Source organism: Chromohalobacter sp. 296-RDG (genome assembly GCF_029889885.1).
In the GTDB taxonomy this organism is placed as follows: Bacteria; Pseudomonadota; Gammaproteobacteria; order Pseudomonadales; family Halomonadaceae; genus Chromohalobacter.
In genome coordinates, this window is sequence record NZ_JARANY010000020.1 from 26,032 (window position 1) to 51,498 (window position 25,467).

Annotated in this window: 22 protein-coding genes; 13 read left to right on the top strand and 9 right to left on the bottom strand. The window is 60.5% G+C overall.

The window, feature by feature from the left end; translation table 11 throughout:
* Positions 1–68: 68 nt before the first annotated feature.
* Positions 69–2,330, top strand: coding sequence for an ATP-dependent Clp protease ATP-binding subunit ClpA (gene clpA / locus OP495_RS09625; protein WP_280563400.1), 2,262 nt, complete (start codon positions 69–71; stop codon positions 2,328–2,330).
* Positions 2,331–2,449: 119 nt separating this feature from the next.
* Here the strand turns inward: clpA and infA are convergent, their stop codons facing one another.
* From infA to aat, 3 genes are all read right to left on the bottom strand, one after another.
* Positions 2,450–2,668: a translation initiation factor IF-1 gene (infA, locus tag OP495_RS09630; protein ID WP_011507732.1), complete on the bottom strand. Its 219-nt coding sequence runs from the start codon at positions 2,666–2,668 to the stop codon at positions 2,450–2,452.
* A gap of 175 nt (positions 2,669–2,843) precedes the next feature.
* The gene (locus tag OP495_RS09635; RefSeq protein ID WP_280568785.1) at positions 2,844–3,599 is read right to left on the bottom strand and encodes an arginyltransferase; all 756 of its coding nucleotides are present in this window, start codon (positions 3,597–3,599) and stop codon (positions 2,844–2,846) included.
* On the bottom strand, positions 3,596–4,321 hold the full coding sequence (gene aat / locus OP495_RS09640) for a leucyl/phenylalanyl-tRNA--protein transferase (RefSeq protein WP_280563397.1): 726 nt from the start codon (positions 4,319–4,321) through the stop codon (positions 3,596–3,598). The genes OP495_RS09635 and aat overlap by 4 nt, the downstream gene beginning before the upstream one ends.
* A gap of 367 nt (positions 4,322–4,688) precedes the next feature.
* On the opposite strand from aat, the gene OP495_RS09645 reads away from it, so the two are divergent.
* From OP495_RS09645 to OP495_RS09655, 3 genes are all read left to right on the top strand, one after another.
* Positions 4,689–7,877 carry a DNA translocase FtsK 4TM domain-containing protein gene (locus tag OP495_RS09645; RefSeq protein WP_280568807.1) on the top strand — a complete coding sequence of 1,063 codons (3,189 nt, stop codon included), beginning with the start codon at positions 4,689–4,691 and terminating at the stop codon, positions 7,875–7,877.
* 126 nt (positions 7,878–8,003) lie between these two features.
* Entirely contained in the window at positions 8,004–8,636 is a 633-nt protein-coding gene (gene lolA / locus OP495_RS09650) for an outer membrane lipoprotein chaperone LolA (RefSeq protein ID WP_280568786.1), read from the top strand.
* A 111-nt stretch (positions 8,637–8,747) separates the two neighbouring features.
* Positions 8,748–9,053, top strand: a complete 306-nt coding sequence (locus tag OP495_RS09655) for an MTH1187 family thiamine-binding protein (RefSeq protein WP_280568788.1) — start codon at positions 8,748–8,750, stop codon at positions 9,051–9,053.
* Positions 9,054–9,073: 20 nt separating this feature from the next.
* On the opposite strand, the gene OP495_RS09660 is transcribed toward OP495_RS09655, so the two are convergent.
* The gene (locus OP495_RS09660; protein WP_280563394.1) at positions 9,074–9,982 is read right to left on the bottom strand and encodes a LysR family transcriptional regulator ArgP; all 909 of its coding nucleotides are present in this window, start codon (positions 9,980–9,982) and stop codon (positions 9,074–9,076) included.
* Between the two features lie 107 nt (positions 9,983–10,089).
* Here OP495_RS09660 and OP495_RS09665 point away from each other — a divergent pair, with 107 nt between their 5' ends.
* From OP495_RS09665 to OP495_RS09675, 3 genes are all read left to right on the top strand, one after another.
* Positions 10,090–10,701 (top strand): LysE/ArgO family amino acid transporter, encoded by a 612-nt coding sequence (locus tag OP495_RS09665; protein ID WP_280563393.1) that lies wholly within the window; start codon positions 10,090–10,092, stop codon positions 10,699–10,701.
* A gap of 125 nt (positions 10,702–10,826) precedes the next feature.
* Positions 10,827–12,638: an acyl-CoA dehydrogenase C-terminal domain-containing protein gene (locus OP495_RS09670; RefSeq protein ID WP_280568790.1), complete on the top strand. Its 1,812-nt coding sequence runs from the start codon at positions 10,827–10,829 to the stop codon at positions 12,636–12,638.
* 148 nt (positions 12,639–12,786) lie between these two features.
* On the top strand, positions 12,787–13,878 hold the full coding sequence (locus tag OP495_RS09675; RefSeq protein ID WP_280563391.1) for an AI-2E family transporter: 1,092 nt from the start codon (positions 12,787–12,789) through the stop codon (positions 13,876–13,878).
* Positions 13,879–13,965: 87 nt separating this feature from the next.
* On the opposite strand, the gene trxA is transcribed toward OP495_RS09675, so the two are convergent.
* Positions 13,966–14,289, bottom strand: coding sequence for a thioredoxin (gene trxA / locus OP495_RS09680; RefSeq protein WP_280563390.1), 324 nt, complete (start codon positions 14,287–14,289; stop codon positions 13,966–13,968).
* A 259-nt stretch (positions 14,290–14,548) separates the two neighbouring features.
* Between trxA and cysB the strand changes: the two genes are divergently transcribed.
* Positions 14,549–15,520: an HTH-type transcriptional regulator CysB gene (gene cysB / locus OP495_RS09685; RefSeq protein WP_178999988.1), complete on the top strand. Its 972-nt coding sequence runs from the start codon at positions 14,549–14,551 to the stop codon at positions 15,518–15,520.
* 97 nt (positions 15,521–15,617) lie between these two features.
* Here cysB and OP495_RS09690 read toward each other — a convergent pair whose 3' ends face one another.
* The 4 genes from OP495_RS09690 to pabB all read right to left on the bottom strand — a co-directional run bounded on the left by OP495_RS09690 (position 15,618) and on the right by pabB (position 19,633).
* Positions 15,618–16,238, bottom strand: coding sequence for a phosphoadenosine phosphosulfate reductase family protein (locus OP495_RS09690; protein WP_280563389.1), 621 nt, complete (start codon positions 16,236–16,238; stop codon positions 15,618–15,620).
* Between the two features lie 166 nt (positions 16,239–16,404).
* A complete protein-coding gene (locus tag OP495_RS09695; protein WP_280563388.1) occupies positions 16,405–17,187 on the bottom strand; it encodes an ABC transporter ATP-binding protein in 783 nt (260 codons plus the stop codon).
* Complete coding sequence (locus tag OP495_RS09700; protein ID WP_280563387.1) at positions 17,184–18,242, bottom strand: iron ABC transporter permease; 1,059 nt, start codon at positions 18,240–18,242, stop codon at positions 17,184–17,186. Before OP495_RS09700 ends, OP495_RS09695 begins: the two co-directional genes overlap by 4 nt.
* A gap of 8 nt (positions 18,243–18,250) precedes the next feature.
* A complete protein-coding gene (gene pabB / locus OP495_RS09705) occupies positions 18,251–19,633 on the bottom strand; it encodes an aminodeoxychorismate synthase component I (RefSeq protein ID WP_280568795.1) in 1,383 nt (460 codons plus the stop codon).
* A 127-nt stretch (positions 19,634–19,760) separates the two neighbouring features.
* Here pabB and OP495_RS09710 point away from each other — a divergent pair, with 127 nt between their 5' ends.
* The 5 genes from OP495_RS09710 to prpD all read left to right on the top strand — a co-directional run bounded on the left by OP495_RS09710 (position 19,761) and on the right by prpD (position 25,165).
* Positions 19,761–20,603: an alpha/beta hydrolase gene (locus OP495_RS09710; RefSeq protein WP_280568797.1), complete on the top strand. Its 843-nt coding sequence runs from the start codon at positions 19,761–19,763 to the stop codon at positions 20,601–20,603.
* Positions 20,604–20,766: 163 nt separating this feature from the next.
* Positions 20,767–21,543, top strand: a complete 777-nt coding sequence (locus tag OP495_RS09715) for a GntR family transcriptional regulator (protein WP_280568799.1) — start codon at positions 20,767–20,769, stop codon at positions 21,541–21,543.
* Positions 21,540–22,421, top strand: coding sequence for a methylisocitrate lyase (gene prpB, locus OP495_RS09720; protein WP_280568802.1), 882 nt, complete (start codon positions 21,540–21,542; stop codon positions 22,419–22,421). The genes OP495_RS09715 and prpB overlap by 4 nt, the downstream gene beginning before the upstream one ends.
* A 70-nt stretch (positions 22,422–22,491) precedes the next feature.
* Positions 22,492–23,619 (top strand): 2-methylcitrate synthase, encoded by a 1,128-nt coding sequence (prpC, locus tag OP495_RS09725; RefSeq protein ID WP_280568804.1) that lies wholly within the window; start codon positions 22,492–22,494, stop codon positions 23,617–23,619.
* A gap of 61 nt (positions 23,620–23,680) precedes the next feature.
* Positions 23,681–25,165, top strand: a complete 1,485-nt coding sequence (gene prpD, locus OP495_RS09730; protein WP_280568805.1) for a 2-methylcitrate dehydratase — start codon at positions 23,681–23,683, stop codon at positions 25,163–25,165.
* Positions 25,166–25,467: the final 302 nt, after the last annotated feature.

Genomic DNA, 25,467 nt, shown 5'->3' on the forward strand with positions numbered 1-25,467 from the left:
ATAACCTCTGTTTGTGCCCGATTGTGAAAGTGCCGACAGACGCCATAGGCGGCCAAGAGGGGATTGCCATGTTGAGCAAAGAACTTGAACTCACCCTGAACACGGCCTTCACCGTGGCGCGCTCCAAGCGCCATGAGTTCATGACCGTGGAACATCTGCTGCTGGCGTTGTTGGACAATGCCTCCGCAGCCGATGTGTTGCGAGCCTGCGGCGCCAACCTTGAAAAGCTGCGCGCCGATCTACAGGATTTCATCAATTCAACCACCCCCTTGATCCCCAACGATCAGGAAGATCGTGAGACGCAGCCTACGCTGGGCTTCCAGCGTGTGTTACAGCGCGCCGTCTTCCATGTGCAATCCTCGGGGAAATCGGAAGTCACGGGGGCCAACGTCCTGGTCGCGATTTTCTCAGAGCAGGAAAGCCAGGCTGTCTACTTCCTCAAGCAACAGAATGTTGCGCGCGTCGATGCAGTGAATTATATCGCGCATGGCATTTCCAAGGTTGCCGGACATGGTCAGTCTCCCTCCTCGCATGAAAGTGAAGATGCCGAAGAGGGTGTGTCGGAGGGTAGCACTCATCCGTTGACGGGCTATGCCACCAACCTCAACGAACAAGCGCGCCTGGGCAAGATCGATCCGTTGATCGGTCGCGACCGTGAGCTGGAGCGCGTGATTCAGATCCTCGCGCGGCGGCGCAAGAACAATCCGTTGCTGGTGGGCGAGGCAGGTGTCGGCAAGACCGCCATCGCTGAAGGTCTGGCCAAGCGAATCGTCGAGGAAGATGTTCCCGATGTGATCAGCGATGGTGTCGTCTACTCGCTGGACATGGGTACCTTGCTGGCCGGTACCAAGTATCGGGGTGACTTCGAGAAGCGGCTCAAGGGGCTGTTGGCTGAGTTGCGCAAACAGCCTAACTCGATCTTGTTCATTGACGAGATCCATACCGTGATCGGTGCCGGCGCAGCATCGGGCGGCGTCATGGATGCTTCCAACCTGCTCAAGCCGCTGCTGTCCTCGGGTGAGCTGCGCTGTATCGGCTCGACAACCTTTCAGGAATATCGTGGCATCTTCGAAAAGGATCGTGCCCTGGCGCGGCGTTTCCAGAAAGTCGACGTGCCCGAGCCGACGGTTGACGACACCATCCGCATCCTCCAAGGGCTGCGTGGGCGCTTTGAGGAGCATCACGCGCTCAAGTACACCGATGGCGCGCTGGACAGCGCGGTACGTCTGGCGGATCGTTATATCAACGAGCGTTTCCTGCCGGATAAAGCCATTGATGTGATCGACGAGGCGGGGGCGCATCAGCGGTTGTTGCCGCCGGAAATGCGCGTCTCGACCATTGATGTCGATCAGGTCGAGGCAGTGGTCGCGTCCATTGCGCGGATTCCGCCGAAGAGCGTTTCCAGCTCGGACCGCACGCTGCTGTCGAACCTAGAGCGCGATCTCAAGATGCTGGTATTTGGCCAGGATGAAGCCATTACCAGCCTCTCGGCAGCGATCAAGCTATCGCGTGCGGGCCTGAAATCGCCCGACAAGCCAGTCGGCAGCTTCCTGTTCTCGGGGCCGACCGGGGTCGGCAAGACTGAGGTGGCGCGCCAGCTGTCGCAATTGATGGGTATCGAGCTGGTGCGCTTCGACATGTCCGAGTACATGGAGCGCCACACGGTGTCGCGTCTGATCGGCGCACCGCCTGGCTATGTGGGATACGACCAAGGCGGCTTGCTGACCGAGGCGATCACCAAACAGCCACATTGCGTGCTGTTGCTCGACGAGATCGAAAAGGCGCATCCCGAGGTCTTCAACCTGCTGCTGCAGGTCATGGATCATGGCCGTCTGACGGACAACAACGGTCGTGAGGCCGATTTCCGCCATGTGATCGTGATCATGACCTCGAATGCCGGGGCCGAGCAGATTGCGCGTCGCTCCATCGGCTTCCAGACTCAGGATCACTCTTCGGATGCCATGGAGGTGCTGCGCAATACCTTCTCGCCTGAATTCCGCAATCGCCTGGATGGCATCATCCAATTCCAAGGCCTGGCACCCTCGGTGGTGCGCAACGTGGTCGACAAGTTCCTGGTCGAACTACAGGCGCAACTCGACGAGAAACGCGTTCAGTTGGATGTCGACGAATCGGCGCGAGCCTGGCTTGCCGAGGAGGGCTACGATCCGGAAATGGGGGCGCGTCCGATGGCGCGTGTCATCCAGGAGAAGCTCAAGAAGCCGCTTGCCGAGATGATTCTGTTCGGTGACCTTGCCGAGCATGGTGGCGTCGTATACGTCACCCTCGAGGAAGGCGAGCTACACCTGGAGACGGAGGCGGCCGTGGTCTGAGCGGCTGCTCAACTCACGCCCATAACGCCGCACGCTTCACGCCCTGTCGTCATGACGGGGCGTTTTCGTGGGCGCAGTAGCAAGCCAACAGCGCAGCGCGAGTGCGCCGTGGTGGTCGCTCAGCGGGCGCGGTAGACGATGCGACCCTTGGAAAGATCGTACGGAGTCAGCTCGACCTTGACCTTGTCGCCGGTCAGAATGCGGATGTAGTTCTTGCGCATCTTGCCGGAGATGTGGGCCGTCACGACGTGTCCGTTTTCCAGTTCGACTCTGAACATGGTGTTGGGAAGGGTATCGACCACGACACCTTCCATTTCAATATGGTCTTCACGTGCCATATTAGGCATTTCCTCGTATTGCGTTGAAAGCTTCTTCGAAAGTGCGCCACGGTTTGCGTTGCCGTTGCCAGCGCTAATTACCGACCGTGGCAAGCATCGGTTTTGAAGATAGCCCGATATTCTGCCGCATGCCGAGGGTTAAGGCAAAAATCATGTGCATGATGTTGCGTTATCGTCATGACAAGGGGGTAGCGGCTAGAGGGATTCGACGCCTCCAATATCGGCCATCGAGGTATTCTAGAGGCTGAAAATCCTGTTTGTAGCGCATCTTGCGACACTGACGAATCCAGTAGCCGAGGTAGAGGTGGGGCAGCCCGAGCCCGCGAGCCAGCTCGATCTGATGGAGAATCGAATAGGTGCCGAGAGAGCGGCGCTCGAATTCCAAGCCCGGGTCGAAGAAGGTGTAAATGGCCGACACGCCATGGCTCAGCAGGTCCGTCGCCGCGACGGCAAGCAGTTGGCCTTCCAGACGAAATTCGATCAAGCGTGCGTAGGGGTGATCCAGAGTCAGGAAGGTACGGTATTGTTCGTGGCTGGGCGGGAACATGTCGCCGTCGGCGTGGCGGGTGCGAATGTAACGTGCGTAAAGCGCATAATGTTCTTCGTGAAAAGCCGCTGGTCGTATGTGTGTTTCGAGATCGGCATTGCGCGACATCAGCTTGCGCTGCGTGCGAGAAGCCGCGAAGTCTTGCACCGGGATACGCACCGAAATGCAAGCCCGGCACCCCTCGCAGTGCGGGCGATAGAGATGTCGGCCACTGCGCCGAAAGCCTAGCAACGACAGCGCGTCGTAGACGCCTTGACCGGGCTGTTCCTGAGGGTCCAGAAATAGCGTGGTCGCCTCGCGGTCCGGTAGATAGCTGCATCCATGCGGAACCGTAAGGAAGAAACGCAGATCTCGCGTGAGTTGGGACGGCGTGTTGCTGCTCACGTTGGTTTTGGCTCTTCGACGGGGAAATGGTCGAGCGTCGAGGAAGACCACAGCATCGGTGATCCGTGACCCTCCGCATACTGGTCAAGATAGTCGATGAACGTTGAACGGGCGATGCGGCGTGCGCCAAGACTGGCCAGATGAGGCGTATGCACCTGGCAATCGATCAGCCGACCGCCGTGTGCCGCCAGATGCCGGGCAAGATGCACCAGCGCCACTTTCGACGCATCGGCGACGCGACTGAACATCGATTCGCCGAAGAACACGCCGCCCAGACCGATGCCGTAGAGCCCGCCGACCAGCTTGCCATCGCGCCATACCTCCACTGAATGGGCAACGCCTTCGGCATGTAAGCGGCAGTAGGCATGACGCATCTCCGGGGTGATCCAGGTGCCTGCGTAGTCTTCACGGGGGGTTGCGCAGGCGTCGATGACAGCGCTGAAAGCGTGATCGAAGGTTACCGTAAAGCCGGCGTTGCGTAGGCGCTTGGCGAGGCTGCGGCGCACGTGGATCTCGTCGGGGAACAACACCAAGCGCGGATCGGGACTCCACCACAGGATGGGTTCACCTGGTGCGAACCATGGAAATATGCCGCGCCGATAGGCGCAGCACAGCCAGTCCGGCGAAAGCTCGCCACCCGCGGCAAGCAGCCCGTCGGGCTCGCGTAACGCTTGTTCGACGGGCGGGAATCCGACCCGGTTGGGAGGTAGCCAAGGCAACATGGGCACGCGTCTCTGCTGATATCGTTCAAGAGGGAGTTTCAGCGTACGCCAGGTGCGGCATCGATAACTACCCGCTTCGCCTCCCGGCCGCGTGGCGTCGCCCTTCCGCGACAACGAGAGGTATGGCTTTTCCCCTGTGACGCAGCGCATGGGGTGGGTATGATGGCAAACCAGAAAAGCCCATTGGATGAGATGCGAGCCGTTCTCTCGCACGTGGACGACAGGGACGGCACGCGTCGGGCAGTGTCGGCAATATTAGTATCGCCATACGTGGCGCAAGGGGGATGGCCACTTGAGTGTCAATGGAAAACGCAATGAGCGCGGACAAACGGCGTCTCAGGCCAAGGAGCAGGCACGTCGAGTCGTGATGCATTTGCAGGGGGTGACGCGCGAGGGCGCGGCCATCGTGCTGCTGGCTATCTGTGTCTTTCTCCTGTTGTCGCTTTTCAGTTATGTGCCTGGTGACCCGGGCTGGTCACACAGTGGCCCCGATCAAACGATCAATAACTGGATGGGCCCCGTCGGGGCGTGGTTGTCGGATGTGCTGTATTCGCTATTCGGTGCCAGCGCCCTGTGGTGGCCGGGCATGTTCGGTTTTGCGGCCTGGCGGATGCTGCGCGCGCGGGAAGTGAACATTGCCTGGGACCCGACGGCGCTTTCGGTACGTACTAGTGGCCTGGTGCTGCTTCTGCTGAGCACGACCACTCTGGGGACGCTGCATTTCTATCATCCCGACAGCGAGCTGCCTTACGCGGCGGGTGGTATTCTCGGCGAAGGGCTGGTCGGTGCGTTACAGCCGCTGCTTAATGTGCAAGGCACTACACTGGTATCGCTGGTCGCCTTCATGTGCGGCTTTACCCTGTTTACCGGCATGACCTGGCTGGCGGTCATGGATGAACTGGGGCGTGGCATGTATCGCCTGCTGGCGTGGAGCATTGCCAAGTGGCGCGGCAGTCGGCAGCGTCTAGCCCAGCGGCGCGATACCTACGGCGATGACGACATGGACACCGCCGAGGCTGAGGCGGCACCGGAGGAGGATGAGGCGCCGGCGGATGAGGTGAAACGCCCCTCATGGTGGCAACGCTGGCGGGCATCAAGGCGTACTTCTCAACTGGCGAGTGCGACCGCGGAGCCATCGTATGCGACGGCCAGTGAACGCCGTGTGGAGCCGTCCTTAGAAACTACCGAGCCCACGCTCGAAACCTCGGCATGGCGCAATGACGGCAAGACCGATATCCCTTGGGATGTCCCCGAGCACACGCCCTCTGCCAAGCGCCCGGAAGCCGCCTATACGGCTCGCCAACGTGCCGATGACGAGCGCGGCGGCTCCGCCATCGCCGACGCGCCAGAGCGCCATGCGACCACTTCTTCAACGCCGCATGACCAGGCTCGTTCAGCGCCGCATGACCAGGCTCGCAACGAGCGTGACGAGAGCGAGGAGCCTCGCTCCACGCAGCATGCGTCCGAGGAGCCCGATGTGTCGTCTCAAGCGGATGCGGATCCCGAAGCCCCGATGCGGGCTGACGTCACTCGTCGTCGCATCCCCGAGTCCATTCCGGAGCCGCTGACGGCCGACGATGACGACGACGTATCGCTCGGTGAGTGGGGTATCCAGGCACGCCGCGACGATGACGGCGTTGAGGCGGCAACGCCTCACTCATCTCCCGAGCGCGAGACGAATGTCACTTCATCGCCGTCTGCTGAAGACTCCAGATCGTCGCAGGCGTCCCCCTCTCAAGAAGAGTCGGCGCAAACGCGTTCCCGCATCAGTTGGGACGACGCCTCGGAGGACAGCTCATCCGTCGCGTCGCCAGCCTCTTCTCCAGCGGCTTCCGACGCCGAATCCGATGCCCTTGAAGACGAGTCATCGGCCACGCCGCAGGCATCCGTGCGTGGTGAGGTGGAAAAGGCGCCAGGGGAAACGGCTGACGTGGGCGCTTCCGAATCATCGAGGCGCGAGCCGGAAGGCGATGACGAGGCCCCAGCGTTGTGGACGGTGGAGCATCTGCAGAACCAGCGTCCCGAGGCCGTTCCATCGACCGAACCTGAAGGGGCATTGCCCACGTTGCGGCTGTTGACGCCCACCGGTGAGCAAAAGCCCAACTATACCGATGAGCAATTGGCTGACATGGCCGAGCTTCTGGAGACTCGGTTACGTGAATACGGTGTCAAGGCCGAAGTCGTCGATACCTGGCCGGGTCCGGTCATCACCCGCTTCGAGATCAAGCCCGCCGCCGGGGTCAAGGTCTCCAAGATCAGCAATCTGTCGAAGGACCTGGCGCGTTCGCTGATGGTCAAGAGCGTGCGCGTGGTGGAGATCATCCCTGGGCGGCCTACGGTGGGGATCGAAATCCCCAACCCCCACCGTGCCATGATCCGGCTGCGCGAAGTGCTCGATTCGGATGTCTATCAGCAGGCCGAATCGCCGCTCACCATGGGGCTGGGGCAGGATATCGGCGGCAATCCGGTGGTCGCTAACCTCGACAAGATGCCACATCTGTTGGTGGCCGGCACCACGGGGTCGGGCAAGTCGGTGGGCGTCAATACCATGCTCATCTCGATGTTGCTCAAGACGACGCCAGATGAAGTGCGCATGATCATGGTCGACCCCAAGATGCTGGAGCTGTCGGTTTATGACGGCATCCCGCACTTGCTGGCCCCGGTGGTCACCGACATGAAGGAGGCCGCCAATGCGTTGCGCTGGTGCGTGGCGGAAATGGAGCGACGCTACAAGCTGATGGCAGCGATGGGAGTGCGCAATCTGGAGGGCTTCAACGCCAAGCTCGACGAGGCCGAGCGCCATGGAGCGCAGGTTGCCGATCCGCTATGGGAGCCGCAGCCGTGGGAAATGCATCAGCAGCCTCCGGTACTCGAGAAGTTGCCATACATTGTGGTCGTGATCGACGAATTTGCTGATATGTTCATGATCGTCGGCAAGAAGGTCGAAGAGCTGATTGCGCGCCTGGCGCAAAAGGCCCGCGCGGCGGGAATCCATTTGATCCTTGCCACTCAGCGGCCCTCGGTCGACGTGGTCACTGGTCTGATCAAGGCGAATATCCCTACGCGTATGGCGTTTCAGGTGTCCTCCAAGGTCGATTCGCGCACCATCCTCGACCAAGGCGGAGCGGAGAACCTGCTTGGCCATGGTGACATGCTTTACCTGCCAGCTGGTGCTGGCATGCCGACGCGTGTGCACGGCGCCTTCGTCGACGACGATGAAGTCCATCGTATCGTCGAGGACTGGAAACGGCGCGGCGAGCCTGAATACGTCGATGAAATTCTCTCGGGAGGTGTTTCGGCCGATGCCTTGGCGGGGCTTGAGTCGGAAGGTGCTGAAAGCAACGACCCCGAGCGGGACGCGCTCTACGATGAAGCCGTGCAATTCGTCACTGAGTCACGTCGTGCCTCGATCTCGGCGGTACAGCGTCGTTTCAAGATCGGCTACAACCGGGCTGCGCGCCTGGTCGAGTCCATGGAATCGGCGGGTGTCGTGTCGCCGATGGGCACCAACGGCGCCCGCGAAGTACTGGCATCGCCGCCCGCCCCCGATCATTGAGCGCGCAAGCGCTCCTCGAGGCCGGTAAAAAGTGCAAAGACGGTGGACGTCGCCTGGTGCAGCGCAACTTTTCGCCCGAGATGGCGTCACACCGTGTAATGCAGGATGAGTAAACAAGGAGTGGTAATGAGAATATTCAAGCTGGCCTTGGTTCTGGGCGCGGTCCTCGCGTTGCCGAGTATGGCGCAAGCGCAAGCGGATGGTGTGGAGCGTTTGACGAATCTGTTGGAGCCGCTGGAAAGCTACTCGGCGGATTTCGAGCAGCAGATCCTCGATGGTAGCGGCCAGCGCCTGCAGAAGGTCGAAGGCCATATGTGGTTATCCCGCCCCGGCAAATTTCACTGGGAAGTCGACGCGCCGTACCAGCAGGTTGTGGTCTCTGATGGCGACAAGGTGTATCTCTACGACCCCGACCTGCAACAGGTCAGCATTCGCCCGCTCGACACGCGGGTGACGCACACGCCAGCGTTGTTGCTCTCGGGAAGCGCCGAGGCCCTGACCGAAAACTATGAAGTAACAAGCCGCCAAGAATCCGGTCTCGAAACCTTCACGCTCATACCCAAGTCGCCCGACACGTTGTTCGAGAGTCTCGAACTTACCTTCGAGGATGACCGCCTGGAGGGATTGGAGATGGAAGACAGCACCGGACAGCGTACCGCGATCAACTTCGATGATATCGACGTCAACGACGACATTTCGGCATCGCGTTTCGAATTCGAGATTCCCGACGGGGCGGACGTCATCCGCGAAGGCGGTTGATCGGCGCCGTCTACTGATACGCCAGGTCCCCGTGGCCTGGCGTTTTGCGTTTCATAGCGTGCTTGCCGATATGATTGAGGCAAGCGAGCGTCAAGACGAGGAGGAAGTGTTATGCATGTCATCGTCGATCTATGCGTTGTGCCGCTGGGGGTGGGCGTTTCGGTGGGGGAACACGTCGCGGCCTGTCAGCGCGTCCTCGAGGCCTCGGGTCTCGAGTACCGCATGCATGCCTATGGCACCAATATCGAGGGCCCGTGGGACGACGTCATGGCGGTGGTCAAGGCGTGTCATCAACGCGTGCACGAAATGGGTGCGCCACGCATTACCACGACGTTGAAGGTGGGCACGCGCACCGGTCGCGAGCAACACATGGATGACAAGGTGGCCAGCGTCGAGCAGCACCTGCAGTCGCCTTGATTTGGGGCTATGAGACGCGTCTAGAATAGAGATTGAGACTGTGGTGAGGGTGGCATGAGCCAAGCGCTGCTCATATCGAGCAGGTGGGTGGTCAAGGCATCCAGCGTGTCGCCGCCGTGACGCCAGTGATGCCAGTACAACGGCACATCGATGTAGCTGTCCGCGTCGAGATCGACCAGACGCCCCTCGCGTAGTTCGCGCTCCACCTGCCGCTCGGGAATCAATCCGTAGCCCATGCCGGCCAGGGCCAGATGCACGAAGCCCTCCGAGGACGGGCATAGATGGTGAGGAAATGATTCCTTATAGCCCCGCATCTCCAGATAACGATGTTGAAGGCGGTCATCGGGACCAAACACAATGGCCGGCGCTTTACGCAGGGCATCGTGCGTCAGCCCTTCGCTAAAATGGCGTGACACGTAACCGGGGCTGGCAATGGCACGGTAGCGCATGCTGCCCAGAGCGTGCGCGCGGGCACCCTGAATGGGGCGCGGTGTGGCGCAGATGCAGCCGGCGACCTCGCCATCGCGCATGCGCTTGAGCGCGACGTCCTGATCCTCGACGATCAAGTCCAGTAAAACGCCTTGGCGTCGACAAAAGTCGCCGGTGGTCGGCGACCACCAGGTGGCCAGGCTGTCGGCATTGATGGCCAGGCGCAGGCGTTGCTCGCGTTCCCCCAATGCTGGGATCTGGTCGAGCAGGTCATGCTCGAGAAGCCGAACCTGTTGCACATGATTGAGTAGCCGTCGACCCAGTGGTGTAGGGGCGAGCTTGGGCGCGCGTACCAGCACCGGTTGGCCGAGGCGCGCTTCGAGCAACTTGATGCGTTGCGAGACGGCCGACTGGGTAAGTCCTAGATGATGCGCACCGCGTTCGAATCCTCCTTGGTCGACCACGACGGCCAGTGCTTCGAGAAGTTTGTAATCGAGCATTAGTAAAAGTTATCACTCATTTTTCGAATTAATTTAACTTATTCACGTAGTCAAGCGTATTCTGCGTCACTTATCAATGTATCCCGGGTGAAAAGGAGGGAACGGATATGTGGGGCTCCTGGCTCAATGGTCTGTTCGTGGGGGCGGGTTTGATCATAGCCATCGGCGCGCAGAATGCCTTCGTACTTCAACGTGGGCTGATGAATGAATATCCCTGGTGGGTGGCGACCGTCTGTGCATTGTGCGACCTGATGCTGATCGGTGCAGGCGTACTGGGGCTGGGGGCCTTGCTGGCGTCGCATGCTGAGCTCATGCAAGTAGCGCGTTGGGGCGGAGTAGCATTCTTGTGCTGGCAGGCGTGGCAAGCCTGGCACCGTGTGCGTCGTCCTTCCTCGCTCAAGGCCGGTGGTGAGACGCGGCCTCGCCTGTGGAGTGTGTTGATGGCAACGCTGGCCGTGACCTTGCTCAATCCGCATGTGTATCTGGATACGGTGATCATGCTCGGCGCCATCGGTGCCCAACAGGCCGTGCCCGAAGCCTTCGTGGTCGGTGCGGCCATGGCGTCGTTGGGGTGGTTCTTCGGGCTCGTGGGTGGCGCGGGCTGGTTGGCCCCGCGTCTGGCCAACCCGCGTGTCTGGCAGGTCATCGAAGGCGGGATCTGCGCCATACTCTTGTTAGTGGCATGGCAACTGGCCATGGCGCCATTGGGAACTGCCTGAGCGTGCTGCCAAGGTCATCTCATGAAATTAAAACGAGCGCTTGACTTGATGTTGGGCGGCGCTTAATTTCAAACGAATGTTTGATGCCTTCGGGATACCTGCCCGTACCGTTCAGGAGCTTAAAGATGCCCAGCTATCAGGCGCCGCTACGCGATTTTCGTTTCGTGATGGACGAGGTTCTCGATTATCCCCGTCATTATGCCCAGTTGCCCCAGGCCGAAGAGATCACCCCAGATGTGGTGAGCGCGATTCTGGAAGAGGGTGCACGCTTTACACGCGAGGTGTTACTGCCGCTCAATCAGACTGGCGACGAGCAGGGCTGTCGACTCGAAGGTGGCGAGGTGTTGACGCCTTCCGGTTTCAAGGAGGCCTATGCCCAGTACGTGGAAGGTGGCTGGCCGAGTCTATCCGGCGATACGGCGTATCACGGTCAAGGGTTGCCGACGTCGCTCGGCATGATGCTCTCGGAGATGGTGTGTTCAACCAATCTGGCATGGGGCATGTATCCGGGGCTCTCCCAGGGCGCCGCTGATGCGCTTCGCCATCATGGTAGCGATGAGCAGAAAGCGCAGTATCTGACCAAGCTCAACGACGGCACCTGGACGGGCTCCATGTGTCTGACCGAACCGCAATGCGGCACCGACCTGGGTTTGATCAAGACCCGGGCACGTCCCGACGAGGCGGGTGGGTGTCTCATCACCGGGACCAAGATCTTCATCTCCGCGGGTGAGCATGACCTGGCCGAGAACATCGTGCACCTGGTCCTGGCCAAACTGCCCGATGCACCGGAGGGTACCAAGGGGATTTCCCTCTTCGTGGTACCCAAGTATCTGCCCGATGCCGAGGGCGAGATCGGTGAGCGCAATGCAGTGAGTTGCGGCGCCCTGGAACACAAGATGGGCATTCACGGCAACGCCACTTGCGTGATGAACTTCGATGGCGCGCGCGGCTATCTCGTCGGCGAACCTCACAAGGGGCTGACCTGCATGTTCACCATGATGAACGTGGCGCGTATCGGTGTCGGCATCCAGGGACTGGGGCTGATGGAGGTGAGCTTCCAGAATGCCTTGGCCTACGCCCGCGATCGCTTGCAGATGCGTGCACTGTCCGGCACTCGAGAAGCGGACAAGCCAGCCGATTCGATTATCTCGCATCCCGATGTACGCCGCATGTTGCTGACTCAAAAGGCGTTTACCGAGGGTGGTCGCATGCTGGTGCTGCATGCTGCGCAACTCGCGGATCGCATCGAATACGCGACCGACGCTACCGGGTGCGAAGCGGCTGAAACCGAGCTGGGATTGTTGACGCCCATCGTCAAGGCGTTCTTGACCGAGGTGGGGTTCGAGGCCACCAATGAGGGCGTGCAAGTTTTCGGGGGGCACGGCTACATCCGCGAATGGGGCATGGAACAGTACGTGCGTGACGCCCGCATAACGCGGCTTTACGAAGGCACCACGGGGATCCAGGCGCTGGATCTATTGGGGCGTAAGGTGTTGATGAGCCAAGGTGAGGCACTCAAATCCTTCACCAGGCAGATTCACAAGTTCTGCCAGGCTCACGAGGGCAATGACGCCATGGCGGAATTCGTCACGCCTCTGGCGAAGCTCAACGCCGAGTGGGGCGATCTGACCATGGCGGTAGGCATGAAGGCCATGCAGGATCGCGAAGAAGTGGGGGCCGCGAGTTTCGATTACCTGATGTATGCCGGCTACGTCACTCTGGCATTCTTCTGGGCCCGCGCGGCGCAGGCGGCGCATCAAGCCTTGTCCGGTAACCCCGATGATGCGGCGTTCTACCGTGCCAAGCTCGATACCGCTCGCTTCTATTATCAGCGTCTGTTGCCGCGTACCCGCGCGCATGCCGAGATGATACGTGCCGGTGGCGAGACGTTGATGTCCATGCAGGCTGAGGACTTCGAGCACGGTTTCGCCATTTGATCGTGGCCTCGGGCTCACATATCTGAATGATGCTTGGCGGACCGTTCGGGTTCGCCTTTTATTCTCGTGTGGCGTGATGTGGCGTTTGTGCAAGTAACCCCTGCCAGGCAGAATAGGGTCTTGGTTTCGTCAAGGATGCGAACGCCCCATGTCCCCCGGACACGACCCCGGTTCACAGAACCTCCCTCTCAACCTGATGCTGACGCTGGCGTCTTTGGTGGTCATCGTTGGCGGCATGCAAGCCGGCTCCGACTTGCTGATCCCCATATTGCTGTCGCTTTTCATCGCCGTCATCTGTACATCGCCGGTACATTGGCTGCATGAGCATGGCTTGGGCATGCGGTTGTCGGTGTTGGTTACGTTGCTGATACTCGGCGTGTTGATGACCCTGTTGGGTGCACTGCTCGGCAATAGTTTCACGACCTTCATGAACGCCTTGCCCAAGCTTCAGGAGCAACTGCAAGAGCACTATCTGACCGTGCTGCGATGGCTGGCGGAGCAGGGAATCTCTATCAACCCCCAGGGTGTCTCGCGGCTTCTCGATGCTTCCCAGGCGACCGATTGGGTCCCCGTCTTTCTGGGCAGCGTGGGTAACCTGCTCTCGCAGAGTGTTGTGATCATGCTGTTGGTGATCTTCATGTTGTTCGAGACCCTGGAGTTCCGCAACAAGATCTCGCAGGCCTTGCTCAATCCGGCGCCGAGTCTCCAGCGTTTCACCGAGTTCAGTCGCAATCTCAAGCGCTATCTAGCCATCAAGACGGTGATCAGTCTGGTGACCGGCGTGCTGGTGTGGGGCACGTGCGTGGTGATCGGTGTCGACTTCGCGCTGTTATGGGGGACCCTGGCGTTCTGTCTCAACTACATTCCCAATATCGGCTCGGCCTTGGCGGCCGTTCCTGCCGTGCTCTTGACCTTGGCGATGCCGGAAGGAGGCCCCTTCAAGGCGATGCTGCTGGCAGGTGCCTATCTGGCGATCAATTTCCTCATGGGCAATATCATCGAGCCACGGATCATGGGGCGCACAATGGGGCTCTCCACGCTGGTGGCCTTCTTGTCGCTGGTGGTATGGGGATGGATCTTCGGGCCGGTGGGTATGTTGCTGTCGGTGCCGTTGACCATGACGCTCAAGATTGCCCTGGATAGTCATCCCGAGACGCGTTGGCTGGCGAGATTGCTGAGTCCTTCCGAGCGCGTGCAACGTCGTCGTGCTGAGATGAACCCGGAGCCACCTCCCGACTAGCCTATGCTTCGATGATCCCGTAACGACAATCGCCCCGCATGAGCGGGGCGATTGTCAGCATGCTTCGATAGCTTAACGCCGTTGATCTCAGGCGTTCTGATCGATGAACTGTGTCAGCTGTGACTTGGACTGTGCACCGACCAGGGAAGCGACCTTGGCGCCGGATTTGAACATCATCACGGTCGGAACACCGCGCACGCCTTGTTCGGCGGCGATTTCCGGTGCGTCGTCGACGTTGATGCTGACGACCTTGACGCCACCGGCCTTCTCATCGGCGACTTCATCGACGACGGGGGCCATCATCTTGCAAGGGCCGCACCACGGTGCCCAGAACTTGAGCAGTACGGGCTGTTCGGCATTGACGACTTCCTGCTCGAAGTTAGCGGAGGTGACATCGACATTATTAGCCATTACGAATCTCTCCAGTATTCCGTTGCGCTTTCGCGAGCGTAGATGAGGCGATGGTAGCCGTTGACCATGGCCCTGGCAAATGCCCCATCGGTATGGTGACAATAGCATCAGCCTATCATGTCGGCGCTTTTTCACGCACCACCATGGTGCGGTATTGCCAGGGTGTCGACGCTCTTCTACTCTCGCACCATATGCTTTAAAGTAATCACAAATTTAAATTTTATGCCATAAAAGATTGCCAGGTCGGGAGGCATCGCTCATGAAACTCCAGCAACTGCGCTATATCTGGGAAGTTGCCCGGCACAACCTGAATGTCTCCGCCACCGCGCAAAGTCTGTTTACTTCTCAGCCGGGCATTTCCAAGCAGATACGCTTGCTGGAGGATGAGCTGGGGGTGGAAATCTTTGCGCGTAGCGGCAAGCACCTGACTCGTGTGACACCGGCCGGCGAGGCAATAATCGAGTTGGCCGGCAAGGTGCTGCGCACCGTCGACAACATAAAGCACGTTTCGCAGGAGCACAGCGACGAGCGGCGCGGTAGCCTATCGATCGCCACTACTCATACCCAGGCGCGTTATGCCCTGCCGCCGGTCATTCATGAGTTCCGGCAGAAGTATCCCGATGTCGCCCTGCACATGCAGCAGGGTACGCCCAAGCAGATCGCTCAGATGGTCAGTGAAGGGCAGGCTGATTTCGCGATCTGTACCGAGTCGCTGGAGCTTTTTACCGATCTGGTGCTGTTGCCATGCTATCGCTGGAACCGTTGCGTGCTGGTTCCACAGGACCACCCCTTGGCGTCGGTGGAAACGCTGACGCTCGAAGCCCTGGCCGAGTATCCGCTGGTGACCTACTTGTTCGGCTTTACCGGTCGTTCGCAGCTCGACGATGCCTTCAAGGCGCATGATTTGACACCCAACGTGGTACTCACCGCTGCCGATGCCGATGTCATCAAGACCTACGTTCGCCTGGGGCTCGGGGTGGGTATCGTCGCGCACATGGCGGTCGACCCTGTCGTCGATCGCGACTTGGTAGCGCTCGATGCCAGCCACCTGTTCGAAAGCTCGACGACCAAGATCGGTATTCGCCGTGGCACCTTCATGCGCGGCTTCATGTTCGACTTCGTCAATCGCTTCGCCCCCCACCTCGATCGAGACAGTATCGAAGCTGCGCTGGCGGCAGGGCCACGTCACGAACAGGTTCTGTTCGAGGGCATCGAGCTGCCGGTGCGCTGAGAGCGGCCCGGAAAGACGAGAATGCCGATGCTCCGTGGAGGTGGGCATCGGCATGGCGCGCGTTCGTGTCATTCGTTCGATGGTTGGGGTTTAACGCCTAGTGCTGAAGATGCAGCCCGCACTCGCGCTTGTCTTCCACCTTGGTCGGGTCGAAGTAATCGAAGTTGTTGGGTAGATCGTGCTTCTGCAGGTACTGATACATGTCCTTGGCGCTCCAGTGCAGCACGGGCGCGACCTTGATCAAGCCATCCTGATTGACCGAGACCGGCTGCATCTGGGCACGTTCAGCGGTGTCCTCGGCGCGCAGCGCGGTGAGCCAGACACGCGGCGCGGCCTCGCGCAGCGCCCGCTGGAATGGCTCTAACTTGACTTCCTCAGTGAACGCCGCGTGGCGCGGATCGTCGATGGTTGGAAACTCACCCTCGACGGCATCGCGATGCGCGCGTGAGCGGCGCGGATGATAGATCGTCAAGTTGAGGTCCAGCTGACGGCTGATCTCTTCTGCGAAGCGATAAGTGGCCTCGGTGTTATAGCCTGAGTCCATCCAGACCACGGGAATGTTCGGCTGCACCTGCGTGATCATATGCAGGATCACTGCCTCGAAAGGCCGGAAGTTGGTCGTGCAGATCGCCTTGCCATCGAGCGAGAGTGCCCAGCGAACCAGGGCCTCCGGGTCGTGGCCAAGATCGCGATTGATGGCATCGATATCGAGGGACATGATGAGCTCCTGTGGAAGGTGGCGTGAAGTCTGTCGACTTCGACGAATGGATATACCCTAGCAAACCGCCGAAACGATCCCCCAATATCGATTGGTTCGAAGCTTATATACCTTTAACGAAGGTTTCGGGTTACTTGTTAGAACTTATCTGCATTAAATCCTGTGTTCATCGCCCCAATGAGTGAATCGCTGTGAGGGGCGTGATACGCGGCGGTTCGTCGTCCGGCCATTCAATGTGCGCCTCGATGGCATAGACATCGCGTAGACGCGCATGGGTCAGGACGCCGCCGGGAGTACCACTGGCGGCGACGCGGCCTGCCTTGAGCATCCATACATGCTGGGCGAAGCGCGCCGCCAGGCTTAGGTCGTGAATGGCGATGACGACGATGATATGGCGCTGTGCTGCGAGTCGAGTCAGCCAGTCGAGCACTTGCAATTGATGATGCAGATCCAGCGCGCTGGTCGGTTCGTCGAGCAGCATCAGCGACGGCTCGCGCGTCACGGCTTGCGCGATGGCGACCCGTTGACGCTGCCCGCCCGAGAGCTGGCTCAATTCATGCTCGGCCAGCGGTTCCAGTTCCAGAGCCTGAAGTGTCTCCTGCACCTTGAACAGCGCGCGTTCATGTGGCTCGTGAATGCAGGTGCGACGTGCCAGCAGCACGGCCTCGAATACGTTGAGGACGGCGCGGGAGCCGAGTTCTTGCGGTAAGTAATAAAGATGTCGGGCACGCTGTTCGAGCGATAGTGCCGCCAATCCCTGGCCATGCAACATGAACGAACCGTTGGCGCGTTGGAGGCCGGCGACGGCCTTGAGCAGTGTGGATTTCCCGGCACCGTTGGGGCCGACCAAGGCAGTGATCTCGCCCGGTCGGGCCTCGAGGCCGGCGATACCCTCGAGGATGGGTGTGTCACCCAAGCGGCAATCGAGGCGTTCGAGTGTTAGCGTCATCTCCATATCTCCTTGCGGCTGCGCAGGATCAGCGAGACGAAAAACGGCAGCCCGATGAGTGCAGTGAGCAAACCGATCGGCAGCAGAATGCCGGGCACCAGCGTTTTCGAGAGGATCGAGGTGACGGACATGATCAGTGCCCCGCTGAGGGCGGACATGGGCAGAAAGACACGCTGATCCTCACCGACTAGCAAGCGAGCGATATGCGGGCCCACCAAGCCGACGAAGCCGATCGTCCCCACGAAGGCCACGGCGGTGGCCGCCAACAGCGAGCAGCACAGAAGAATACGCAGCCGCAAGCGCGCGACATCGATGCCCATGGCCTGGGCGTGAAGATCGCCCAGGCGCAGCGCGGTGAGTCGCCAGCCGGCATGAAGAAATACCGGCAGCGTCACGCAAAGCGCCAGTGTCGCCAGGCCGACCTTGCCCCAACTGGCCTTGCCGAGGCTGCCCAGTGACCAGAACACCAGTTGCTGCAAGGCCTCGGGGGAAGCGACGTACTGCATCAGGCCGAGCATGGCGTTGAAGAAGAACATGATGGCGATGCCCATCAGCACCAGGGTCTGCACGCTGACACCACGCAGGCGACTCACGCCCCAGATGATAAGCGATGCGGCCAGGGCCAGCAGGAAAGCGTTGCCGGTGACCAGTAACGTATCGGCGAAGGGCACGATGCCGACGCCAAGAGTGATAGCGAGCGCTGCGCCGACACTCGCCGCCGAGGAAATGCCCAGCGTGAACGGGTCGGCCAGGGGGTTGTTGAGGATAGTCTGCATCTCGGCGCCAGCGAGTGCCAGGCTCACACCGACAACGATTGCCATCAAGGCCACCGGCAGACGAATGTTCCACACGATGACGCGCAGCGCATCCGACGATTGATTCGGCGCGACCAGGGTCATGAGCACATCGCGCAACGGATAGTGACCTGGGCCGGTGGCGATATCGGCGATGACCATGGCGAGCGTCAGTACGCTGACGCCGACGATGAGACGCCGCTGACGGCGCCGACGCATGCGATACCGGCTGACGCTGTCGGTAGACGCGGATTCAGGCATAGCGGTTGTCATTCGTTCAGGATACGCGATTCGTTGCGCTCATGCGGCTCTTCGGTGCCGAGCGCCTCCATCAGGCGCGAAATCTTGGCGAGTGTCTCTTGGTACTCGGCTTCCTCGTCGGAGTCCGCGACCAGGCCACCACCGCCCCAGAGATGCAGTTGCCCGGCATCCGCCACGGCGGTGCGGATGGCGATGGAGGTATCCATTCGTCCGCGCACATCGACGTAGCCGATGCTGCCGCAATACACGCTACGGCGACTGGGTTCGAGACTGTCGATGAGCTGCATGGCGCGGATCTTGGGCGCGCCCGTGATCGAGCCGCCGGGAAACGCCGCTCCCAGAAGGTCCAGCGCATGGCGTGTCGCGTCGAGTTTACCGGTCACCACGCTGACCAGGTGGTGAACATTGGCGTAGCTCTCCAGGCGGCATAATTGGGGGACGCGGACGCTCCCCGGCTGACAGACACGCCCCAGATCGTTGCGCAGCAAGTCGACGATCATCACGTTTTCGGCGGTATCCTTGAGGCTGTCGCGCAGCTCGCGGGCGTAGCGCCGATCCTCGATGGTAGTGTTGCCGCGCGGCCGGGTGCCCTTGATGGGGCGCGTTTCTACGCGTCCCTCGACGACTTCGAGGAAGCGCTCCGGCGACAGCGACAGAATGCCCTTGTCGTCCCAGGCGAGGTAGGCGCCATAAGGTGTCGGCGTGGCTTGGCGCAGTCGCCGATAGGCGTGCCATAAATCGCCTTGGTAGGGGGCGCTGAAACGCTGGGCCAGGTTGATCTGGTAACAGTCGCCACTGCGGATGTAATGCTGTACGGCACGGAAGCGCTCGCCGTAGGCGACGCGGTCGAGTTCGCCTCGAAAGGGGGAGAGCAACTTGAATGTCGAGTCCAACGCTGGCGCGACTTTTAGCCATTCCCACACCTGGGCGCGCCGCGCCGGTGTAGCCACGAGCCAGGCTTGGCGAGCGTGATGATCGTGGATGAGGGCCCAGTCGTAGAGTCCGACACGGCTGTGGGGCAGCGTGACTGCCTCGCAGGCATGATCCGCAAAAGTCTCCAGGTGACGCCCGAAATCGTAGCTCCAATAGCCGATCAAGCCGCCCAGAAACGGCAGCTCGCTCGTCACGCCAGGGTCGGGAAGGTGCTCGAGCAAGGCACGCTGAGCGGCGAGCGGATCATCGGGAAGGTCCGCGACGTCACTGGCTACCCGGCCGTCTCGGTTGACCTCCAGCCAGGCGATGGGGTCGCAGCTAAGGATGTCGTAACGTCCACCGGGAGCCGCCGGGAAGCCGCTGTCCAGCAGTACGGCGCCGGGGCGACGGCGCATGCGCTCGAAGCGTGCCAGCGGGTCGCCATGATAGGGCAGGGGCGTCAGTTCGAGTCTCGGCATCGGTGCAGCGTCCTGTCACGGGCGACTCATTGTAGGGAAACTAGCCGGATTTGTCCGCCCGTGAGCGTGTGCGGATAATGACGGCCATTCAACGCCCCTGAGGCGCGGCACATAGAGGATGACGAATATGACAATGTCGCCGGACGAGGCCGAGATGCGGCAAGGCATATTGGTGCGCCCGGATCAGCAGTGCCATTGGCGTCGCCTCGAGCGTCGCGAGGGCGCGGGCAATGTGGTCATGCTGCACGGTGCCGGGGTAGCGGCCGAGCTGACCTGGGGGCCGATGGTGACTTATCTCGATACCTGGCGAACGTTCCTGATGCCCGACTTGCGGGGCATGGGGGCGACGCGTGCGATAGATGGTCGTGAGCGGCCTTTCTCGCTGGATGACGTCGTCGACGATATCGAAGCCGTGCTCGACGCCCAGAGTATCGAGCAATGCGATGTCATGGGCTATTCGTTTGGCGGGCTGGTAGCGATGCGTCTCAAGCAACGCTTAGGCGCCCGTATTGAACGTACGATGCTGCTCGAGCCGGCACTTCTGGAGCGCGAGGATCACGCGACCATGGTACGGGTGCGCGATGGCTATGCCGAGGCGGCGTGTGCCATTCGCGAGGCACCGACACCGGAAGCGGGTATCGTCGCCTTTCTGGATTTGATTGCGCCGCATCGATCGCGCAACCCACGAGCCGAGCGCATGATGATACGCCGTCTCGCGTACCGTCCCCAAGGGTTCGCCAATGCGCTGGATTGCGTGACCGATGCCGTTCGGCGTCTCGACCGCGATGCCCTGCTCGAAGCGCAATGCGACGTCACGAGCGTCGTGGGGGGCAAGAGCCTCGCGGCCATGCAAGCCTACCACTCAACCTTGGCGCAGCGGCGGTCCGACTGGCGCTACATTGAACTGCCGGGCACTGACCATTCCCTGCCGTTTCAAAAACCCCGGCGACTCGCCGGCCTGTTGCAATAAGCAGCTTCGCTTAATAAGGATGACGATGAGTAATTGTCGACAACGTGGTCACCGGTGAGTGCTGGCCATGCGGCGAAAGGTGTAGGAGCGCCGGGCTTCAGGCAGTTGACCCTTTTGGAGTAGATTACTAAGGTAATGCTTATTCTTTATTGTCGACAATTACATGACGCTTCCTCCTTTACCTCATAACGCCGATTCCCATGATGCTTGGCAGTCGGCGACTGGTCATGACGACGCTCCCGAAGTGCGCACACTCGCCGAGCGCGTCTTTCACCAACTTCAAAGCGCCATCGTGCGAGGTGAGCTGGCCCCCGGTGCCAAGATCACCGAGCCGGGCCTTGCCAAGACGTATGGCATCTCGCGCGGCCCGCTGCGCGAGGCTATGCGACGCCTGGAAGCCCACCGCTTGATCGAGCGTGTCCCGCATGTCGGTGCGCGCGTAGTCAAACTCTCCATGCGTGAACTGCTGGAGTTGTTCGATCTGCGCGAAGCCCTCGAGAGCATGGCGGCGCGCCTGGCGGCGCGATACATGACGGCGCCTGAAATCGCCGGACTGCGCGATGTGCTGGCGATCCACGAGCGTCAGGAGGACCTGCAGCGCGACGAGGCCTATTTCCAGCGCGAGGGTGACCTGGATTTCCACTACTGCATCGTGCAGGGCAGCCACAATCGCATGCTGATGACCATGCTTTGTGACGACCTTTATTACCTGGTGCGTCTTTACCGCACGCAATTCAGTGCCAGCGGCGCGCGCCCGCAGCGCGCCTTCGTCGAGCACCATCGTATCGTCGATGCCATCGAGGCAGGCGACGAGGAACTGGCCGAACTCTTGATGCGTCGCCACGTCAGTGCGTCTCGCGAGAATGTCGCCAAGCATTATGCCGAGACACTCGACGAGCAGACGTCCCAAACCCGTTTCGAGGAGAATACGACGTCATGAGCCATCCTACTCCCGGTGCACGTTTCCGTGCGGCACTCGAGGCGCATCGCCCCTTGCCGATCGTCGGCACCATCAATGCCTATACGGCGCTCATGGCCGAGAAAGTCGGCCATCCGGCGATTTATCTCTCCGGAGGTGGCGTGGCCAATGCGTCCTTCGGCTTGCCCGATCTGGGCATGACCACCATGAACGATGTGGCCGAGGACGCCCGGCGTATTACGGCAGCCTCAGAGACTCCGCTACTGGTCGATATCGATACTGGCTGGGGCGGAGCGTTCAATATCGCGCGCACCATCAAGGAAATGCAGCGCGCTGGCGTGGCGGCGGTGCACCTGGAAGACCAGGTGGCCCAGAAGCGCTGCGGACATCGGCCCAACAAGGCCATCGTGTCGCAGCAAGAGATGGTGGATCGCATCAAGGCGGCAGCCGATGCGCGTCTGGATGACGATTTTTATCTGATTGCGCGCACCGATGCCTTCCAGAAGGAAGGGCTGGAAGCGGCCATCGAGCGCGCCAATGCGTGTCTCGAGGCCGGTGCCGATGCCATCTTCGCCGAGGCCGTGCATACCCTCGAGGACTATCGCGCGTTTTGCACGCGCATCAATGCGCCGATCCTGGCCAATATCACCGAGTTTGGCGCCACGCCATTGTTCACCCAACAGGAACTGCATGATGTGGGTTGCCGCATGGTGCTGTATCCGTTGTCGGCGTTCCGGGCCATGAATGCCGCAGCACTTGAGGTGTACCGCAGCATTCACGACAACGGGCATCAGCGCGATGTCCTCGACAAAATGCAGACGCGCGATGAGCTTTACGAGTTTCTCGATTACCACACCTTCGAGCGCAAGCTGGATGCCCTGTTCGACGAGGACAAGTGAACGGGCGGCATGGCTATGCACTATCGGCATGAGGCAACAACGATAACGATCTGGCACAAGGAGGCTCGCCATGGCGGATAAAACGCCTACCAGTACCGGCTTGCGCGGCATGAGCGCCGGCAGCACTGCGTTATGTACCGTGGGCCAGTCCGGCTCCGGACTCACGTATCGTGGCTATGACATTCACGACCTTGCCGAGCAGGCGCGCTTCGAGGAAGTCGCCTATCTATTGTTCAAGGGGAAATTGCCCAATCAGGCGGAGCTCGAGGCCTACGTGGCCAGGCTCAAATCGCTACGTGGCCTGCCCGGTCCGCTGAAGGCCGTGCTTGAACAGATTCCCGCCGATGCCCACCCGATGGATGTGATGCGTACCGGGGCGTCCATGCTGGGCAATCTCGAGACGGAGGAGGACTTCGCCGCGCAGCAGGATAAGAGCGACCGGATGCTGGCGGCGTTTCCCTCGATCATCAACTACTGGTATCGCTTCAGTCATGACGGCGTGCGGATCGATACCGAGACAGACGATGACTCGGTGGGCGGCCATTTCCTGCATTTGCTGCATGGCAAGCCGGCCTCCGAGCTGCATGCACGAGTGATGAACGTTTCGTTGATCCTGTACGCCGAGCATGAGTTCAATGCCTCGACCTTCACTGCACGCGTGTGCGCCTCGACGCTGTCGGACATTCATTCCTGCGTGACCGGCGCCATCGGCTCGTTGCGCGGTCCGCTGCATGGTGGAGCCAACGAAGCCGCGATGGCCATGATCGAGAACTGGCAAACGCCGGAGGAGGCCGAACGCGAGCTGATGGGCATGCTCGAACGCAAGGAAAAGATCATGGGCTTCGGGCATGCGATCTATCGCGAATCCGACCCGCGTAACGCCATCATCAAGCAGTGCTCGAAACGTCTCGCGGACGACGTGGGCGATACGCAGCTCTATCCCGTCTCCGAGCGTGTCGAGGCGGTGATGTGGCGGGAGAAGAAACTGTTCTGCAATGCCGACTTCTTCCACGCCAGCGCCTACCACTTCATGGGTATTCCCACCAAGCTATTCACCCCGATCTTCGTGTGCTCGCGCCTCACCGGCTGGTGTGCCCATGTGTTCGAGCAGCGCGAGAACAATCGCATCATTCGCCCCAGCGCGGATTATGTAGGGCCGGAGAAGCGCGACTGGGTGCCCATCGAGCAGCGCCAATAATACTGGCTTCGAGCTTCGAGCTTCGAGCTTCGAGCTTCGAGTCTGACTTCAAGGAATCAACATGAGTGCCAACGTCGAACAGAACCAACGTCCTGACTACGATCCCGAGCTGCAGGCCATCGCCGATTATGTGCTGGACTATCGCGTCACCGGGCAGGAGGCACTGAAAACCGCCCGTTACTGCTTGATGGATACACTGGGGTGCGGCTTGTTGGCACTGCGCTTTCCCGAGTGCACCAAACATCTAGGGCCGTTGGTCGAGGGGACGGTCGTACCGCACGGTGCGCGTGTGCCGGGTACCCAGTTGCGTCTCGATCCGGTCAAGGCAGCCTGGGATATCGGCGCCATCATTCGTTGGCTGGATTACAACGACACCTGGCTGGCAGCGGAGTGGGGGCATCCTTCAGACAATCTGGGGGGGATCCTGGCGATTGCCGATCATCTATCGCAAAAGCGCGTAGCCGAAGGCGAAGCACCGTTGACCGTGCGTGATGTACTCGAGGCGATGGTCATGGCCCATGAGATTCAGGGCGTACTGGCACTCGAGAACTCGTTCAATCGGGTAGGGCTAGATCATGTCGCCCTGGTCAAGGTGGCGTCTACCGCAGTGGCCGCCAAGCTGATGGGAGCAGACCGTGAACAGCTGCTCGCCGCGCTGTCGCATGCCTTCGTCGACGGCCAGAGTCTGCGCACTTATCGACATGCGCCGAACGCCGGGTCACGTAAGTCCTGGGCGGCGGGCGATGCAACCTCGCGCGGCGTACGCCTGGCGGATATCGCCATGCGTGGCGAAATGGGGATTCCCGGTGTGCTGACTGCGCCACAATGGGGCTTCTATGATGTGTTGTTCTCCAAGACCAACAAGGATCAGAAGCTCAAGCCGGAAGAAGATCGCCACTTTCGTGTCAGTCAGGACTATGGCTCCTATGTCATGGAAAATGTGCTGTTCAAGATCAGCTTTCCGGCGGAGTTCCATGCCCAGACCGCCTGCGAAGCAGCCGTGACGCTGCATCCTCAGATCAAGGACCGCCTGGAGGACATCGATAAGGTCGTGATTACCACCCATGAATCGGCGATTCGCATCATCTCCAAGGAAGGGCATCTAGCCAACCCCGCCGACCGCGACCATTGCCTTCAGTACATGACGGCTGTCCCCTTGATCTTCGGACATCTGGTCGCCGAGCATTACGAAGATGCTTTCCATGCGGCGAATCCGGTCATCGATCAATTGCGTGACAAGATGGAAGTGGTTGAAGACGCACGTTACAGCCGCGAGTATCTCGAGGCCGACAAACGCTCCATCGCCAATGCGATTCAGGTGTTCTTCAAGGATGGCAGTAAGACCGAGCAAGTGGCTGTCGAATATCCCATCGGCCATCGTCGGCGCCGGGAGGAAGGTATGCCCCTCCTGGAAGCGAAGTTTAGCGCTAATCTCGCGACACGATTCCCGACGCGTCACTGTGATGACATTCTGGCGCTGTGCGCGGATCAGGCGCGCCTGGAAAGCACCCCTGTACACCGTTTCGTCGATAGCTTTGTAATCTGAGCAAAAACCCCTTGCGTTCGCGTCGGCGGATCCGTAAAGTACGCATCCGCTGCCGGCGACGGGCTTCGTGGCCGGCGGTGAAGGGGTGGCGCAAGTGGCTGACTTGCTTGAGAAATTCAAGCCTTCGGGTGGCTTCTCGCTTGACAGTAACGCCGATTTCGGTAGAATGCGCCGCATCTCGAAAGGCCTCGGGCAACGCCGCGATTTGAAGCGTTGCCAAGCATTGTCTCGCCGGCTTCGGCCTTGACAATCACGGCGCTTTCGGTAGAATACGCCTTCCTCGTTAGGCGCTTCGGCAACAA

Bases quoted from the DNA above. Each gene is read 5' to 3' on its own strand.
- prpB (WP_280568802.1), top strand. From the start codon at position 21,540: ATGAGCCATCCTACTCCCGGTGCACGTTTCCGTGCGGCACTCGAGGCG.
- OP495_RS09690 (WP_280563389.1), bottom strand. From the start codon at position 16,238: ATGTCCCTCGATATCGATGCCATCAATCGCGATCTTGGCCACGACCCG.
- OP495_RS09655 (WP_280568788.1), top strand. From the start codon at position 8,748: ATGCATGTCATCGTCGATCTATGCGTTGTGCCGCTGGGGGTGGGCGTT.
- prpD (WP_280568805.1), top strand. From the start codon at position 23,681: ATGAGTGCCAACGTCGAACAGAACCAACGTCCTGACTACGATCCCGAG.
- prpC (WP_280568804.1), top strand. From the start codon at position 22,492: ATGGCGGATAAAACGCCTACCAGTACCGGCTTGCGCGGCATGAGCGCC.
- OP495_RS09700 (WP_280563387.1), bottom strand. From the start codon at position 18,242: ATGCCTGAATCCGCGTCTACCGACAGCGTCAGCCGGTATCGCATGCGT.
- lolA (WP_280568786.1), top strand. From the start codon at position 8,004: ATGAGAATATTCAAGCTGGCCTTGGTTCTGGGCGCGGTCCTCGCGTTG.
- clpA (WP_280563400.1), top strand. From the start codon at position 69: ATGTTGAGCAAAGAACTTGAACTCACCCTGAACACGGCCTTCACCGTG.
- OP495_RS09710 (WP_280568797.1), top strand. From the start codon at position 19,761: ATGACAATGTCGCCGGACGAGGCCGAGATGCGGCAAGGCATATTGGTG.
- pabB (WP_280568795.1), bottom strand. From the start codon at position 19,633: ATGCCGAGACTCGAACTGACGCCCCTGCCCTATCATGGCGACCCGCTG.
- OP495_RS09715 (WP_280568799.1), top strand. From the start codon at position 20,767: ATGACGCTTCCTCCTTTACCTCATAACGCCGATTCCCATGATGCTTGG.
- OP495_RS09670 (WP_280568790.1), top strand. From the start codon at position 10,827: ATGCCCAGCTATCAGGCGCCGCTACGCGATTTTCGTTTCGTGATGGAC.
- OP495_RS09660 (WP_280563394.1), bottom strand. From the start codon at position 9,982: ATGCTCGATTACAAACTTCTCGAAGCACTGGCCGTCGTGGTCGACCAA.
- OP495_RS09695 (WP_280563388.1), bottom strand. From the start codon at position 17,187: ATGACGCTAACACTCGAACGCCTCGATTGCCGCTTGGGTGACACACCC.
- trxA (WP_280563390.1), bottom strand. From the start codon at position 14,289: ATGGCTAATAATGTCGATGTCACCTCCGCTAACTTCGAGCAGGAAGTC.
- OP495_RS09645 (WP_280568807.1), top strand. From the start codon at position 4,689: ATGCATTTGCAGGGGGTGACGCGCGAGGGCGCGGCCATCGTGCTGCTG.
- cysB (WP_178999988.1), top strand. From the start codon at position 14,549: ATGAAACTCCAGCAACTGCGCTATATCTGGGAAGTTGCCCGGCACAAC.
- OP495_RS09675 (WP_280563391.1), top strand. From the start codon at position 12,787: ATGTCCCCCGGACACGACCCCGGTTCACAGAACCTCCCTCTCAACCTG.
- aat (WP_280563397.1), bottom strand. From the start codon at position 4,321: ATGTTGCCTTGGCTACCTCCCAACCGGGTCGGATTCCCGCCCGTCGAA.
- infA (WP_011507732.1), bottom strand. From the start codon at position 2,668: ATGGCACGTGAAGACCATATTGAAATGGAAGGTGTCGTGGTCGATACC.
- OP495_RS09665 (WP_280563393.1), top strand. From the start codon at position 10,090: ATGTGGGGCTCCTGGCTCAATGGTCTGTTCGTGGGGGCGGGTTTGATC.